9 protein-coding genes and 1 pseudogene are annotated in these 17591 nt (G+C 39.8%); all 10 read left to right on the top strand.

All coding sequences use genetic code 11. The annotated features are described in order from the left end of the window. The first annotated feature begins 100 nt into the window (after nt 1-100). On the top strand, nt 101-904 hold the full coding sequence (locus PSF86_RS17420; RefSeq protein ID WP_277901376.1) for a lipocalin-like domain-containing protein: 804 nt from the start codon (nt 101-103) through the stop codon (nt 902-904). A gap of 8 nt (nt 905-912) precedes the next feature. Further along, the gene (locus PSF86_RS17415; protein ID WP_277901375.1) at nt 913-3024 is read left to right on the top strand and encodes a fibronectin type III domain-containing protein; all 2112 of its coding nucleotides are present in this window, start codon (nt 913-915) and stop codon (nt 3022-3024) included. 5 nt (nt 3025-3029) lie between these two features. After that, on the top strand, nt 3030-8168 hold the full coding sequence (locus tag PSF86_RS17410; protein WP_277901374.1) for a T9SS type A sorting domain-containing protein: 5139 nt from the start codon (nt 3030-3032) through the stop codon (nt 8166-8168). A gap of 143 nt (nt 8169-8311) precedes the next feature. After that, a complete protein-coding gene (locus PSF86_RS17405) occupies nt 8312-9652 on the top strand; it encodes a PKD domain-containing protein (protein ID WP_277901373.1) in 1341 nt (446 codons plus the stop codon). Nucleotides 9653-9661: 9 nt separating this feature from the next. Then, nucleotides 9662-10780 (top strand): hypothetical protein, encoded by a 1119-nt coding sequence (locus PSF86_RS17400; RefSeq protein ID WP_277901372.1) that lies wholly within the window; start codon nt 9662-9664, stop codon nt 10778-10780. Between the two features lie 32 nt (nt 10781-10812). Further along, nucleotides 10813-13056, top strand: coding sequence for a fibronectin type III domain-containing protein (locus tag PSF86_RS17395; protein ID WP_277901371.1), 2244 nt, complete (start codon nt 10813-10815; stop codon nt 13054-13056). Continuing rightward, complete coding sequence (locus PSF86_RS17390) at nt 13053-15680, top strand: hypothetical protein (RefSeq protein ID WP_277901370.1); 2628 nt, start codon at nt 13053-13055, stop codon at nt 15678-15680. Before PSF86_RS17395 ends, PSF86_RS17390 begins: the two co-directional genes overlap by 4 nt. A 4-nt stretch (nt 15681-15684) precedes the next feature. Next, nucleotides 15685-16341, top strand: a complete 657-nt coding sequence (locus PSF86_RS17385; RefSeq protein ID WP_277901369.1) for a hypothetical protein — start codon at nt 15685-15687, stop codon at nt 16339-16341. A gap of 7 nt (nt 16342-16348) precedes the next feature. After that, complete coding sequence (locus tag PSF86_RS17380; RefSeq protein WP_277901368.1) at nt 16349-16621, top strand: hypothetical protein; 273 nt, start codon at nt 16349-16351, stop codon at nt 16619-16621. A gap of 228 nt (nt 16622-16849) precedes the next feature. Beyond that, nucleotides 16850-17591: pseudogene (locus PSF86_RS17375) on the top strand (hypothetical protein); the annotation flags it as partial.

Here is a 17591-nt window from a genome sequence, read left to right as displayed (position 1 = left end):
AGGTGAAGTGCAGCCATAGTAAATAAAAGAACAAGTGCACAGAATTGATTAACAGTAATTTAAAATTTTTAAAAGAATGAAAAAAACAATGTTTATAGTAATGGTGACAGTAATGTCTTTTGTAGCCTGTAGTAGTGATGATGATAATTCACAAGAGCCAACCATTGATCCAATAGTTGGCAAGTGGTATCAAATAGAGGAACGACAGATAGTAAATGGGGAAGAAACAACTTTTCTGATGAATGCCTGTGAAAAAATGGACAATTTTGATATTAAAGAAGACGGAACTATTCTTTCCACATTTCATTACAGAGATGTAAATGATGAATGTCAAAAAGATGGGAGTCAAAATATAGATTGGATGATTTCTGCTGAAGGAGTATATACTTTTACATACATAGAAGACGATGGATATACAACTGAAGTGAAGCTGGAAGGAGAAACCTTAATAGAGACGTATACATATACTTCAGGGGATTCTAGTGTGCAAGATATCCATGTTTATTCAATGACACCTGATGAAAGTGGGGATGATGAGGGCGTGCAGCAAGAAGATCCAGTTATTGGGAAATGGCAATATACCAAAGCAATCGAATATATGGATGGAGAACAACAACCATCAGAATTATCAGAATGTGAAAAACAGTCAACTATTGAATTTAAAGTAGATGGGACACTAACTTCTGAATTTTTTGATGAAGATGGTACAGATTGCGTTTCACAAGGAGTTGATAACCTTCAATGGGAAAACAAAGGAGAAGGTGTATATGAAACAAGATATGAAAATGGAGATAAATATACTGCAAAAATTACTTTTAATAAAAACACTTTTACATCGGAAGAAACATATGTAGATGGTGAAAATACTTATACAAATGTTGACACCTATACAAAAATTGATTAAATATCCTAATGTATTTAAGCCTTACTTATCCAAATAAAAAAACGGTACTTACATTGTTAACGTTGCTGTTTGTGTCTATAACACAAGCACAATACGACCCTACAGTGAATGATACGGCTGCCGTTCAACTACATGCCCGTGCCCAACAGGACAAAATATTGTTGCGTTGGGCGGTGGACAGGCCTTTGGAATGGCAACGGGCCAATACCTATGGTTTTTATTTGGATAAGTATGTGTTCAAAAGAAACGGAGCCCGGGTCGACCCATTGGAAAAAGTCAACCCGACCCCTATCTTTATCAAGGCCGATCCGGTAGAAAAATGGCAACAGATCGTCGAAGAAAACGATTATGCGGCCATTATTGCCCAGGCACTGTACGGAGAAGGTTTTGAAGTGGAAGGGACCCAGAACCAAGGACAGATAGCAGAAATTATAAATACTGTTCAGGAAATAGAGCAGCGTTTCTCCTTTGGCCTTTATGCCGCCGATATGAATTTTAAGGCCGCAGTAAAAGCGGGGTGGGGCTATGTAGATTATGAGGTAAAACCGGGCGAAGAATATGCCTATCAGGTAAAAACGGCCATTCCACAAGAGGTAGCCATTGTAAAGAGCGCTTCGGTACTGGCAGGGATCGATAAATACGAGGAGCTCCCAAAACCAATGGGACTTCATGGTGTCTGGGGCGATAAAAATGTAATGCTTACATGGGAATATGCACTTTTTAAAACCATTTATACTTCTTATAACGTAGAACGTTCCGAAGATGGTACCCACTTTACAGAACTGAGCCCGACACCCATTGTCAACCTGAACGACAAGCCCGATGCCCCTGCCAAGCGTATGTACTATGTAGACACCTTGGCACAAAACCACAAAAAATATCATTACAGGGTCTATGGTATTTCCCCTTTTGGAGAAAAAGGCCCTTATTCGGAAGTAATTTCGGGGGAAGCAAGCCCAACACTGGTGTTTACGCCCAGGATAGCAAATTTTGAATGGACAGATAATGAAAATGAAGCCCTTATCAAATGGGAATACCCAGAAGAAGGCGAAGCGCTTATCAAAAAATTTACAATGACACGAGCCGATAAGGACGAAGGGCCTTACGAGCTCATCTTTGACAGCATTCCCAAACATAAAAGGGAAATACTGTATTCAAAATTAAACCCGTCCAACTATATAAAAATCCAAGCCGTTGGCGAAAACAATCAAATAAAGGAATCATTTTCAACACTTGTACAACCGGTAGATTCCATTCCGCCGTTACCGCCCGTAAACCTTGAAGGCACCATTGACAGTCTGGGCGTGGTAACGGTATCGTGGCAGGCCAATACCGAAAAAGATATATTTGGCTACCGCGTATTTAGGAAAAACATTGAAAAAGAGGAACCGGTACAGTTGACCGTGGCCCCTACAGAGACGGTCAACTTCAAAGATACGGTACAGTTAAAATCCTTGAACGGCAAGGTGTATTATACGGTTATAGCAGTGGACAAACGCTATAACCAATCCGATTTTTCAGAAGTTTTGGAACTGGAAAAACCGGATGTGGTACCTCCGTCGTCACCAATTTTCACCAATTACAAAGTAACGGACGGTACCGTACAATTGCAATGGGAACCAAGTACCGAAGAAGGTGCCGTGCACAACCTGTACCGAAAGAATATAACCGATGATGTGGCCTGGGAAATAGTATTCTCGACCAGTGACACCATACAGAAATACACCGACCGGGAAGTAACCGGGAACAAAACCTACCGATATGCAATTATGGCGACCGATAAAAGTGGGCTGGAATCGGAGCCATCCACGCCGGTTACGGTAACAATAACCAATATAGAACCTAAAGCATATATGAAATCCTTTACCGGTTATGCCGATAGGGAGAGCCATGTAATAGAAATCCGCTGGAAGCTGCAAAACGAAGAAGAAGTTGCCGAGGTAACCTTATATAAAAATGTAGCAGGGCAACCTCCCGTGACCTTTAAGGTATTGCCGGCGGGTATTACCGAAATAAAGGATACAAATATTAACCCTAACAATACCTATAGTTACCATATACGGGCGACCCTTAAAACAGGCGAGCTTTCTATATTGGAAACTATGGACATAAAATACTAAGCGGCATGAAGAGAGTTCTGCTTTTATTGATAATGTTTTTTAGTATAACATGCTTGTTTTCTCAGAACAAGTATAAAATATATTGGACACTAAATATTCCTAATCAAAATTGTAATTGTAAAGATGGAAAAAAAGCAGGAATAAGGGAGTTGATATTTAAATCATCATCAGACATAAAGTATATATATGACAACGAACATCAGTTATGGGAGGCTTTTGGGGAGACAATTAAGGGTACTGTCGAGATGTATGCAAGTAATAATATTACTTTTGAGATTAGAACAACATCTAATATAAAAAATGCCCAAAGAGATTGTACATCAGAGTATATTAGAACATTTAATGTTGAAGATATTACATGCCCAAGTAAAACTTTTATTCCTAGAGCAATTAAGAAAAAAACTTTTCACGCCGATGCGGCTTGTTTTGAGTTAAGTTTTACTTTTGATCATGCAGAGCCATTAATTGATTTATTCCAAAATTCTAATACCATTATCGGATATGATGATCCATTTAATATAAAGGTTGCTAGTAACTCTATGGGATTTTCGAATACGTCCTATAATTGGCAATATCGTATAGAGGGAGAATGGGAGTGGAGAGATATGCCATATTGGACGATGGGTAAAAAAAATTTTGATATCGTACCTAATGAGTTTTTAAATGAAGATGCTATAAATAAAAAAATACGATTCAGAATTAAATCGTGTCAAGGATATACATCAAATGATGAAATATTTTATGATTTAAGAAAATCAGCACCAAAAATAATCGGAAAAGACATAACCCAACCAAAGTGTTATGATTCCAATGGCTCTGTAAAACTTTATTTTAACAGGCAATTAGACTCCGGAGACAAAATCAGTTATGTTATATCTGATAAAACCAAACCTGCTGGCGATATTGGGGGCAAACCTTATTATACGCCATTATTTAATGAAAATAATTTAACCAGCTTTACAGAAGAAAATGGTGAATATTTTATAGAGATAGATGGGCTGGTACCAAGCGATCATTACTTTTTTGAAATGATAGGGTTTGGGGAAGGTACGGAATATAGAGATGAAGAAGAAGTCCCTATTGCTATTGAAGATTCAGAATATAATGATTTTCCTTATTATACAGATGGCACCAATCACTCTCTTGATATTACTATTGTACGTCCCACTCCGGTAGAATTTTCCATTACAGGGTATACCGATGTAGTATGTAATGGAGAAGATAATGGGACTATCAGTATAAAAGCTTCCGGAGGAAATACAACAGGAACTTATAAATACCAATTGCTAAAAGAAGGTGCTGTATATAGAGACTGGACATTATTTTCATCTGTAAATACATCTGTAATTTCTGGGTTGCCAAAAGGGAATTATTCCGTAAAAGTACAAGATGCAAATGGCTGTATTGCAAAAGAGATAGAAAGGGATGAAACAACAGGGGATATAATCGGTTTAGGCGAAGAAATAGAAGAAGCACAAATAATAACTGAACCGTTAACCCTAGAAGCATCCCTCATTGAGGCTGAAACCAAAGAGCCTACCGCCCATGGCTTTACCGATGGGGTGATTTCCATTGAAATCAACGGCGGAAACCATAACAATATCGGTTATACGGTGGTTTGGGAAAAAGACAGATCGATTATAAGCAATCCCAATACAGAATCGGATTCGAAAGAAGAGACCGACGATAGTTTTACTTATACCGAAAGGTTGTTGGATGTTGGAGCAGGAACATACACTGCAACAATTGAAGATAGTAAAGGGTGTATAATTATCGTTGGGGATATTGAGATTGGTCAACCGGAAGCTCTGAGTTTGATCATAGATGAAACTCAAGCAATCTCATGTAATAATGCCAGTACCAATGATGAATTTGATTTAATCGATGGAGAGTTGACCGCCCGTGGACGGGGAGGAGTGCGTTTGGAGGCTGGGGATAATGGAGGTAAGTTTTATTATTACACCTGGTATGAAAAGAATGCCCAGGGGGAATGGATTGAAATGGAACATGAAAAAGACAGTGTGTTATCCGGGTTATCCCAGGGAGAGTATGCCGTCAATATCAAAGATGAAAATGGAATTATCATTGGGAAGCATAAAGACAATGCCTTGGAAAGACCTACTAATATTGAATACGAATTACAGGAACCTGACCCAATAATAATAAGTATTAGCCTAGAGGATGTGTATTGTAAAGGTGGCAACAATGCTTGGATAGAAGCCAGTATAACCGGTGGGACATTAAACCCCGGAGAGACCTACAGATACGAATGGAGTAATGGGGAAACAACAAATAGGATAGAGAACCTTTATGCCGGGACCTATACTTTGTACGTATATGACTCTAACGACTGCTATACCACTAGGGAAGTTGTCATTGATGAACCCGATAAACCATTGATGGTAGAAGAGTTTGCCTATAAACAGCCCAAAGCCACCGGACTGACCGATGGTTATATCCAGTACAAAATTACCGGGGGAACACCAAAACCGAACAAAACATACAATTATCAATGGACAGATTCGGCCGGAAATAACCTAAATACCCAAGTAACGGACTCTTTAGGGACCAATGCTTATTATATCAAATTGAATGGCATAGGCAAGGGCACCTATTCCTTAACGGTTACGGATGCCAATTATTCAAAAACGGACAGTCATATGGGGTGTACGGCAACTGATATGTACAAATTGGACGAACCCGATCCTTTGGAACTTATAGTTGTAGAAACTAAGGTGATTTCCTGTAATGTACTTAATGAACACGGAAATCCCTGGGCCGATGGGGAACTTACCGCCCACGCCAAAGGAGGGGTGTGGTTACAGTCCGAGATTAACGATGGACTTCGTTACTATTATACCTGGAAAAAGAAAAATGCCAATGGGACATGGCGGGTGTTGACCAGCCAGACCGATAGTGTCGCCGTTAATCTTGATGCCGGGGAATATGCCGTGAACATCAAAGATGCCAATGGGGTGATTTTAGGAAATTATGGAATTGATAATGAGTTGGAAGAAGCCATTGACACGCTCTATACATTGGAGGAACCACCACTTTTGGAAATAAGCACGACCCAACAAAATGTATATTGTTATGCCGGTAGCGACGCCTGGGCCGAAGTTTCCATTACCGGGGGGACAGCTCCCTATGACATTGAATGGTCCAATGGGGATACAACTGCACGGGCAACCGAATTAAGCGCCAAGACCTATGAAGTCCATGTCATCGATGACAGGGGCTGCGAAGCGATTGCACAAGTAACGATTACCGAACCCGAGGCCCCGGTTTCTATAAGTTACCCGCAGTATAACAGGCCAACAAGCATAGGTGCCAATGATGCCTGGATAGAAGCAGTGGTTACCGGAGGTACTTCTTTTGATGATGACACCTATACCTATTTCTGGGAAGACGAAGAAGGTACATTGTTAAATGCCCAGACCTCGGCAGAAACGGTAGACGGCTCATATGTTATCCGGTTAAAAAACATTACCGCGGGAACGTATTATTTAACCGCTCAGGATAAAAATTACGGGATAGCGACCACGAAACTGGGCTGTACCCTTGCCAATAGCGAGTTTGTTATTGATGAGCCCATTGAAGCGGTTATCGAAATAGAGATACCCATATCGTGTAACACGGCAAATGAATATCAAGATCCGTATAGCGATGGAGCCCTGGTAGCACACATAACAGGGGGTGTCCCTTTCGATAGCGGGCTCCCGTACATCTATCACTGGAAAAAACAGAACGAAGCCGGGCAATGGGAAGATTTAACAGATCAATTGGATAGCATTGCCCTTAATTTAAACGATGGGAATTATGCCCTAAACGTGGAAGATTCCAAGGGAACGGTAATGGGGAGGTACTCCAGCGATAATTTAACAAAGGCCATCGATAGCACTTTTTATTTTAAGGAACCCGATCTATTAGAAGTAAGTTTTACAACGACTGAGGTAAACTGCGATGCAGGAAACGACGGCTCGGCCAAGGTACACATCACGGGGGGGACACCGCCGTACACCATTAAATGGTCGAACGGACAAACCGCACAAGAGATCAAAAAACTGATTGGCGGCAACTATTTCGTTTTTGTGACCGATAGCCGTGGCTGCGAAGTAAGCGGCAATGTGGAGGTGGCACAACCGGGAGGGATACGGTTTGACGTAGTCGTGCAAAAGGACCCGACCTGTTTTGAAGGCAATGATGGAGCAATACGCATGAATATCACCGGGGGAATCCCGCCGTATGAATATCAGTGGAATACAGGTGGATCAACCAATTCTATTTCAAACCTATCAAAAGGAAAGTACACGTTACGGGTAATCGACGGCCAAGATTGTATTGCCTACAAAGAAATTGTTTTGGAAGACCCCGAGCCCGTTTATATCGATTTAGGTGAAGACAGGACCTTATGCGACGATCAAGAATTTTCATTGGATATCGCCATTGACGATGCAGGGGCAGGTTATTATTGGGAATCCAATAACGGATTTACAAGTGCCGATCCGCAGGTAACCTTAAGCAAGGCCGGAGTTTATACGGCTACTATTACTACTTCTTTGGGATGCATTGGTCAAGATCAAATTGAAATAGTACAGAGCAATGCGGCCATCGACGCCGATTTCTTGATTACCTCGCAGGCCTTCGTGGGAGAAGAAGTCGTATTGGTGAACGTTAGCAGTCCGCTGGGCGAAGGGACCGAATGGTACGTGCCCGACGGGGTTACGGTTGTTTCGGAAAGCAATGAGGCCATCATATTAAAATTCAAAAAAACCAGACCCTATGAAGTCCGTTTGCGGACACTTGAAGGCGACTGTTATCAGGATTATACCAAACAGATCGTGGTGGAAGAGCCAACAGAACTGTATGATATAGGCGAGGCCGAGCAACCGTTCCTAAAGAAGTTTTTGATACATCCAAACCCAAATGACGGCAATTTCACCGTAGAAATAGAGCTGTCGGAAACCGCCGATGTGGCCTTGCGTCTCATCAGTTTATTGACCGCCGATGTTTCGGACATACGGACCATGATAAACAGGGATAATTATTCGGAATCCTATAGCACGGCATTGGCTTCGGGCACCTATATCCTGTTATTGGAAACCCCGAAAGGAAACGAAGTACGAAGGGTGATTATAAAGTAAAGTTGGAAAGTTAAATATTGAAGGATTAAATGGAAAAGATGAAAAGTCATTTCGACCGGAGGGAGAAATCTCATGTTCGTTAGAAGGAATAGTAAAATAGAATGGTGATTAATAACAAAGACATATTAAAACTAAGGTATTTCATGAGCATATTATTGCTTGCCACTTCCTCTTGCACCAAAGAACAGGCGGTTCCGGTGCAGGTAGATTATGATATTGTCGTGGTAAACGATGATTTTTCGGCTCCCGTGCAGGTAAAAATCAATAACAAGACCACAGGTGCAGATGCCTATCAGTGGACTTTGGAAGGGAGCATATCGAATACCATGAACACGAGCCGGAATCCCGGAACCATTGTTTATGAAAAAGGGGGCGATTACCTTATCAAATTAAAGGCCAGCAATCAAGATGGGGAAGCAGGGGAAAAATCTTTTCCGATAACCGTTTTTGATGGAATTGACCTCGATTTTGATGTGGCGATCGTAAAAGACGATTTTTCTCCCGTGGAAGTAAATATCACTAATAAAACTACTGGGGCGAGTACTTATGAGTGGACATTTGAAGGAGGGATTCCCAAAACATCAACAGCACAGCATCCTCAAAATGTAGTTTTTACAGCGCCGGGAGACCATAAAATCACATTAAAGGCCGGAACCGATTTTGAAAATTACTCGCAACAACGGACTATTACAGTGAAGCCCTATCTGGAAGCCGATTTTGGCTGGGAAGTGGCCTTTCAGGATGACGACTATCAGGCCCCGGTAACCTTGACAATGACCAATAACAGCATCAGTGCCACCGAATATCAATGGACTTTTGACAGGGGCTTGCCGCAGACATCAACAGAAGAAGCCCCTACCGCAACATTTGATACTCCCGGAGTGCATTCCATCACCTTAAAAGTAACCAACGGAAAGGAAACCAAGGAGGTTACCAAAACATTCGAGGTTTTCCCGGACACCAATTTGAGTACACATAAAAACGTAAAACTGGGCATCAATACGGCGCACAACAATAACAATATCGGAGCATTTTTCTCCACAACGACTCGCGAAGTATATACAAAAAATGGGGTATCGACCGAAACAGGAAAAGAAATAGATATCGTATTCTTTGGACTGGACGGCACATTTAGCTTTAACAAATTTATAGCACCCGACAAGGTTACCGAAGAAACTACTTTTTCGGCAATCCCGAATGCCACCCATACCAAGTTTATCAACACACAGGAAAATTGTGGTTGTGGCGTTTCCATGTCGGTGGCGGAATTTGACAGTATGGAAGACGATAGCTTGCTCAAGAATTTAACCATAGAAGAAACGAATGCCGGTTCACAGCATTTCACCAATGAAGTAAGCCCACGGATTGTACTGTTCGAAACAGCCGATGGACGTAAAGGGGCTATCAAAATAACAGCATTTATAAAAGAGGGAAGTGATTCCTATATATTGATCGATATAAAAGCGCAAAAAGAATCTAATTAAAAATTAAAGATGAGAAACAAATTATTATTTCTGTTGATGTTTACATTATTACTTTCTTGCTCAAAGGATGATGAAACACCTGATGTTAAAGAAGTCGATAAAACGATTTGGGACATAACTGTTACAAATGTTTCGGCCACAACAGTGGATTATGAGGAAGGAAACTTTAACGGATTATCAAGTATTGCTATTGCATACAGAAAGAAAAATGATACTAAAATAAATCAGGTTTATGACGATGAGAACAGAGAAGTAGGGTTAGAACCATATACTGATTATGAGTTCTTTGCTTATGATACAGAAACAGGAGAGGTATCCGATAAAAAAGTGGCATTTACAACATTACCCTTTGATGTGGTTTTTGAAGAACAAAATTCTAATTTTTCTGAATACAATGTGGCTTCACATGAAGGCTTTGAACATGCGATTAAGTTGAAAAACATATCTCCAAAGGTCAATGCCATCAATGCGAAGCTTATCCCGGAAGAAGTAACAACCGAACCGGTGCTGTTGGAAAATGTTAGGATAGAAAACGACAGTCTTTATTTTACAATCCCAGAAAATATGATACCGGATGACCCCTATGAGATATATCGGACATATAATATCGAGTATACAGTGGGCAATGAACAATCGTTCAACTTAAAAAACAGTGATGATTCCAGGGCACATAATATCGTGATGGTTGTTTATAACAAAAAACCGCAAATTTTAGAATCGGTAATAACGAAGCTTGAAGCAGTGGACTATGCATGTGGCAATGTACCATCGTACAATATTGCATTAAGCGGAGCATTTATGAATGTCGACAATACTGGTGATGAAGGGCAAGGTTTTATCGAATCAAATAAAGTAAGAGTATTTGTTACGGATAAGGATACAGATGATTTCTTTTTTGTTGAACATTTAACTGATTTACAAAAGTGTTCATTTTTCTCAAGGTTAGGAGACAGGCCTTATGAAAATCCTTTTGGTTTAAATGTATACCATAGAATGGATCACCTTGTAATTAGAGGGCTTGAATCAGAGTATGAATTTCATCCCGGAGAATTTTCAATTCGGGTAGTCTTTGAACAAGGAGATGAATTTTATGAAACTAATGAATATTCTATCACGATAACAGAATAATCATAAACTAACAGTACGAACCTGATCCACCTATGAACACAAATTTCAAATATCAAGGCTTTAAGATCAAAAAGAGAAATTTCTTTTTAATGGTCCTGCTATGCGTATTGTTTTCAAAAAGTGGATTGGCCCAGGTCTACCCCGTACAGGTACACACGCAGCTTATCCCGCCCTATAGCTTAAAACTGTCCGATTACGTGACCGCACAGAGCGACAAGCTCATCGCCAACGTGCTCATGACCGACGTGAACGAATACAACAGGCAGCTCCGGTTCCGGCTGACCATCAAAGGGAACGGGCTCAATATCCGTTCCAACGATTTTGTCATCGGTACCAATCCCGTCTTTGCCGATGGGGGCGTACCGCTCAGGCTCACCAATATCGACCTGCGCCCGTATTTCGAACTGCAGAACCTGCAGGGCATCACCCCGCAGCAATACAACAGCCCGCTACCGGACGGCAATTACAGTTTCTGTTTTGAAGTCTTCGATTGGGTATCGGGTCAACGGCTGTCGAACCCACAATTGGGGTGCGCCAATGCATACCTTATTGTCAACGACCCACCGTTTTTGAATCTGCCCAGGAAAGGGGATTTGGTAGAGGCAAAGAACCCGCAGAACATTGTTTTCAACTGGACGCCAAGGCACCTGAATGCCACCAACGTACAGTACGAGTTTGAGCTCCGGGAACTATGGGACACACAGATAGACCCACAGGCCGCTTTCTTGGCGAGCCCGAACCTGTACCAAACAACCACCCGTAACAATACCTTGTTGTACGGCCCGGGGGAGACGCCGCTTTTGGAAAACAAGACCTATGCCTGGCGGGTACGCGCCTTGGTCACCGATGGCATCAGCGAGACCTCCGTGTTTCGGAACAATGGGTACAGCGAAATCTTTTATTTTACGTATACTGCTGATTGTAAGCCACCTCAATTTATTTTGGCAAAATCGCTCAGCAGCGACAGCGAGGAAATCACCTGGCAGCCCAACCTGGACCACCAGGCGTATAAGGTACAGTACAAAAAGAAAGGAGTGCGCGGTGCGGTTTGGTTCGATGTCAACGCCATCAACCCGCAGGCACGCATCTATAATCTGGAGCCGGGCACCACCTATGAGTTCCGTGTGGGCGGGCAGTGTATGCTACCCGTTGCCAATCAGGAACCGAGGTATACCTACTCGGCGGTACAGGAATTTACCACACCGATAAAAACGGCAGACAGTTACTATAATTGTGGCATAGCCCCCGAAATACGTATCAGCAACAAAACCCCGCTACCAAGCCTTGCTGCCAACGAGGTGTTCACCGCCGGCGACTTCCCGGTAACGGTAAAAGAAGTGGAGGGGCAAAACGGGACCTATAGCGGGGCAGGTTATATTGTAGTACCCTACCTGGCCGATACGAAAATAGCCGTAGAATTCAATAACATCCGCATCAATACCGATTACCAGCTGTATGCTGGGACGCTTTACACCACTTATGACCCCGATTGGGGCAATGTGGACGATGTGAGAGATGAACTTGATGCTGTTGCCGAGATACCCGAGGCTATTGGGGAGTTAGCGGATATTGTCACGGAATTATTGAACTTGGATATTGATAAGGCTACGAGGGAAAATATTGAAGCTTTGACTAATGCCTTGATGGAGGATATCAAAGATGAAGGTTTGCCACAAGAACTGGTATCGCAGGTCGAAGAAGCAAAAAATGACATGCTGGATGCCAAAGAGCATTATGATGAAGCTGTTTCAACTGGAGATACCCAGGCTGCAAACCAGGCTCAACAAGATTTCCAAAACGCACAACAAAGTCTTAATGAAGCTAATGAGGAAATAGAGAAAATTAAAAAGGAAGCCGCTGATCTACTTAAAAAGGCAATAAGAGAGTTGTATAGGGAGGGAAGGGATAGTGAGGTTGAAATTGTGAACAGTTATAACAGTTTTATCCTTGATGATATTCCTTCCGATGTATCCGAAGAAGTAGAATTTGGATTTGAGACCTTAGGCGACCAAACAGTGGAAAGCGATCAAGTAAGTATTTCAACTAAAGATATGTTTAATGCTGAAAAAAGGTATGCTGTATATCTTTTTTCCAAGGTGCTTAGTGAGAAGGAAGACCAAACAATAATTTCTAATTTCATTTCACAGTCAAAAGCAATTGATATAGATTATATGAAGATCATCAAAGAAGGAAAATCAGCTAATAAATCTGATAACGAAATTATTGAAGAGCTCAAGGTAGAATTAAGAATGGCATTTGTAAAAATATTGTTATGACCCGGATTATCAAAAATATCATTGCATCCTTATTGTTGCTCCTATTCATAACAACAGTAGGGGCTACCGAAAAGGACTCTATTGTAACGGTAGACCACAAATTATATAAGAGTTCAGCAGAGCAACTGGATTACCTGTATAGTTTGAACAAACAATCAAATAGGGATAATTGGTACATTTTCTTTTTAGGGAGTGATGTGGAAGATCTAAAGTATATCATCAATGCTACCCGGTATCAGGGGCAATATGATGTACGGAAACTAACCGCTTTAAACGATAAATTAACTGCCATTAACAGGGAAAGCCCGGATTATGAAGTTTATGCTGCCATCACCGATTATGGAAAAACATTAAAGGTCACTTCTTTATTTAAAGGAAAAACCGTTAATGAACACATAACCGAAATAGAAGGCCAGTTAAGCAGTAGATCATTAGAAACAGGCTCTCCAGAACAAAAAGAACTGAGAGAAGCCAGATTTGCCCTGAGACACTTCTCTGGGTTAAAAAAAGGTATCCTAGACAGTATTTATAACAATACTACAAGTTTTAAACAGTCTCCTAAGAAAAACCACTTTCTGCCATATATCATGAACCTTACCTATGAGAAAATGGCCAATTATGAAGGTGATGCACTGAGAAAGCAGTTTTTTGTATGGGGGATGCATCCTAAAAAGAAGGAAAAAAATATCAATCAAGCCTTTTTAAAGGAACTATACCAAAAATATAAGGGAATCCCTGATAAAAGCAATATCTACAGATTTTCCGAAGACCAAATGGAAAGTGTACTCCTAGCCCTTGAGTATTATATTGACATTCCCGAAGTAGAAGGTTTAAAAGAAGGTGTCGGAACTGAAATATACCAACTTTATGTAGGTGAAATAGAAAAAGGCAGTGAGGAAGATAAGAAACTCATAGAACTCGCCAATTACCTGACTGATAATTACAACGGTGAACATTTTGTGGTAGATAATGCTGACTGTTTGGACTATAACTGTGAAGTTGAAGAAGAGTTAATTACGGTCATCAGTGACTTTAACATAAAAACTATAGAAGAATTTAAAGATACTTTCTCGTATAAAGGAGTTGCCAGACATTATGAAGGTAGAAAGAATGTATTTACAACATATTATTCAATCTATGATTTATGGGGCGATTTAGATGTAGAAAACTATAATAAAAATTCATTTGATTATTATATTCAGGATGGAGGAGACTGGGATTATGAAGAATCCGATGATTATGTAGAAATAACGGACAGGTACTATTATTCCCTTAACGATCTATTAATGCGGTATGGTGTCTTTAACGATCCACAATACAGTGGTATAAAGAGACAAATAATAGCGAGTGAAGATGCAGGGCAAGCATCATCGATTAGTTATGAAGATTTTTATGATCAGTACACAAGTAAATATAACACTAATTCGGCATATCCTTTTATAGCAGAATGGTCTTCGAGGTGGGCTGAGGCTCCACTAATTGCATATTCAGGCTATCGGTTGGTCGTAGAATTTGGTCCATTCCTTATGCAAGAACTTTCTAAGCAAATAGGCAAAGCCGGGCTTGAGAAAATTATTACTGAGAAGGGGAAAGATGCATTGCAAGGAGCTATAATAGATTATGGCCTACAAGCTACTTTTAATTATATCCTTGACGACCAGTATGAAACCTTTCAAGAAGCAGCTAAACCAGAAAACATTAATTGGATGTCAGTAGGCTGGTCTGCAGCAGAAAGTACAATTGAATATAAGAGTCTATTAACAGAACTTCTAACCTCAGGTGCCGGAACATGTTTGATTAATGGTTATACAGATGCCAAAGGTTTTAAAGAAGATTTTGATTTTGAAGCTTGTGCTTTAAACGTGGTTATTACTTATGGAGTAAAAGCGCTTACCTCCTCACCTTATATTAAAAAGAGAGCATCTGAAGCTATTTTAAAAGGTAAAGAAAAGTTAAGGGAGCTCTTTATTAAAAGAGGGATTCCTGATGATAAGGCAGATGAATTAATAGAAGCTATAGAAAAAGGGGTTGATGATATTGAATCTACGAATGGAGGTAATAATGTTGCTTCAGGGAAAACAAATAATGTACTTGATGAATTGGCAGAAGCGGCAAAAGATTTTGCCGAAAATGAAACAGAAATAGCTATAACAAATAATACAATCTCCAATACTACCAAAAAGTTTTGGGCCAACCATGAAATGAATGTTACCAAATATTTACGACAAATTTATGGTAATACCAATGTGGGTAGACAAATTACTGTAGATATTACTTTAAAGAACGGAAATGTAATAACTTGTAGGTTGGACAACCTGGTGAAGGATGGGAGTATTTATAAAATAATTGATGCGAAAAGTAGTACTGTTCAAAATTTGAGTACAAAGACAGCAGACAATCTTGTAAATAGCTGGTCTACTCCAAATCAAAAAACTTTTTATAATGCTCTAAAAAATGGAAATGTTCAAAACATTAAACCGAGAGGGAAGAATGCCTTAGAATTTTTTGATGTGAAAAGCAATAACTTGATAGAGCCAATCAGCATTGGTAATAACGTTGAATTTTATGTAAATGATGTTGCTGTTGATGGGTATAGTATATTTAAAAAAATAATTAATTTTTAAAGAAATGAAAAAATCAGAGGTTAATAGAGTCTTATTGAATAAATTATCAGATAAATTTAAAAAATTAGGATTTAAAAAAAGAAAGGGTTTTTTATTTAAAAAAGATAAGGATTACGAATATTATATTGGTTATGGAATAGTTGATAGTGATATTACTTTTCCCTCTACATTTCATTATGGAATTTCTTCAGTAAAAGTAAATAACCTTTTAGCTACTATTTTACTTGAAAGAGGATTGAAGAAAGGAGATCCATATACCGTATATGGTACTAAACAAACTAGATTATTTGATAATGGAGAATTTCCTGTTTTAGAATACGATATTGAAACAGAAAAAGATATAACCAAAATGGTCAATGATTTGTATGAATATTATACTAAAGTGGCTTATCCATTTTTAGAAAAACTAACTGAAATTCATGAACTTGATAAATTTATTAATTCTCAAAAAGTTTTAAATGAATCAATGCATCTTCCAACAACATTGATTAATGGTTTGATAGTATCAAAGCTGTCTCAGAATCCAAATTATGAGCAATTGAAATCTAAATACAATGAACTTATAAAAGAGTGGCCTGAATGGAGTAGACAGGATTTAAATAAGGTAGTTGAGTTTTTAGATAACCACACAAAAGAAGAATTGGAAAACATTTCGAAATAAGTAAGTTATGGCAAAATCAAATTATAAAATAAAATGGTATGAACATATTGTCTTAGGAGTAATTTCTTTATTACTCTCCTTGGCAATAAGTTTTAAATGGTTTTCAAAAATAATGGGCGAAAGAAGTTACTCTGATCTGGGATCTTCCAAAACTTCTGGGCTTGTTTATGCCGTTGCCAAATTAGAATCAAGCAACTGGAGGTTTTTATTAGTTGCTCTTTTTTTATTTATGGCATGGACATATTTTGTAAAAGGTTATAAGCAATCTAAAATGAAATAATCATATGATTCTCCTCGCTACGCGATTACGAAAGCTTTCAGGTTTCCCAACTTTGCGTGGAGCATAGTTAAAAAGTCAAACAAGAAGTAAACAATAAAAGAGGGAAAACGAGACAAAAAAGCATAGAAACAAAAGAATAAATAAAAAAACACAACATAACCACCTTTCAAACACCAAAAACAAAATACAGCGACCATATAGGCTAACTCCATCTATTCTAACTAAATATTGAAACAAAAACTACTCTGCATACTACTTTTATCTGTAGCTGGTATTTCCATGGCACAAAGCGTCGATTTGGAACAATTTGGCCAGGAAAAACCGCTAAAGGTTACCGGCAATATTGCCGCCAACAGCGTGTACTATAATTCCAACCAGAACAGTGCGCGCGAGCCGTTTACGTACTTTTTACAGGGAACGCTCAACGTGCAGTTGTACAGTTTTGCAATGCCCATTAGTTACAGCTTTACCAATCAGGGAGAAAAGTTGGATTACCAATTGCCCTTTAACTTCAACAGGCTTAGCCTGCACCCCAAATACAAATGGATAACAGGGCATATTGGCGATGTAAACATGGCCTTTTCGCCCTATACCCTAAACGGGCACCAATTTACGGGCGGAGGCGTGGACCTTACCCCCAAAGGAAGGTTTAAGGTAAGTGCCATGGCGGGACGGCTCCTAAAAGCCACCCCGGACAATGAGGATCCGCGAACGGTACCTGCGTACAAGCGAATGGGGTACGGGCTAAAAACCGAGTACGAAACCGAGAAATATTCGGTAGGTGTTATTGGTTTTTACGCCAAGGACGCCATTAATTCCATCGATTCGGTCCCGGAACAGAAAAAAGTACTGCCAAAGGAAAATTTAGTGTTGAGCGTGGAAGGGACCTATAAGATCAGCAATAATCTTGACGTGTTCGCCGAATATGCCTCAAGTGCCCTTACACAGGATTTACGGGCTCAGGATGGGA

Source organism: Galbibacter pacificus, from assembly GCF_029603165.1.
Classification (GTDB): domain Bacteria; phylum Bacteroidota; class Bacteroidia; order Flavobacteriales; family Flavobacteriaceae; genus Galbibacter; species Galbibacter pacificus.
The sequence above is the reverse complement of the archived record's forward strand: the minus strand, read 5'-3'. Positions and strand labels throughout refer to the sequence as shown.

What these genes read in the sequence shown, in the direction of transcription:
- PSF86_RS17415 (WP_277901375.1), top strand. Translation starts at nt 913, where the DNA reads ATGTATTTAAGCCTTACTTATCCAAATAAAAAAACGGTACTTACATTG.
- PSF86_RS17400 (WP_277901372.1), top strand. Translation starts at nt 9,662, where the DNA reads ATGAGAAACAAATTATTATTTCTGTTGATGTTTACATTATTACTTTCT.
- PSF86_RS17405 (WP_277901373.1), top strand. Translation starts at nt 8,312, where the DNA reads ATGAGCATATTATTGCTTGCCACTTCCTCTTGCACCAAAGAACAGGCG.
- PSF86_RS17410 (WP_277901374.1), top strand. Translation starts at nt 3,030, where the DNA reads ATGAAGAGAGTTCTGCTTTTATTGATAATGTTTTTTAGTATAACATGC.
- PSF86_RS17385 (WP_277901369.1), top strand. Translation starts at nt 15,685, where the DNA reads ATGAAAAAATCAGAGGTTAATAGAGTCTTATTGAATAAATTATCAGAT.
- PSF86_RS17420 (WP_277901376.1), top strand. Translation starts at nt 101, where the DNA reads ATGGTGACAGTAATGTCTTTTGTAGCCTGTAGTAGTGATGATGATAAT.
- PSF86_RS17380 (WP_277901368.1), top strand. Translation starts at nt 16,349, where the DNA reads ATGGCAAAATCAAATTATAAAATAAAATGGTATGAACATATTGTCTTA.
- PSF86_RS17395 (WP_277901371.1), top strand. Translation starts at nt 10,813, where the DNA reads ATGAACACAAATTTCAAATATCAAGGCTTTAAGATCAAAAAGAGAAAT.
- PSF86_RS17390 (WP_277901370.1), top strand. Translation starts at nt 13,053, where the DNA reads ATGACCCGGATTATCAAAAATATCATTGCATCCTTATTGTTGCTCCTA.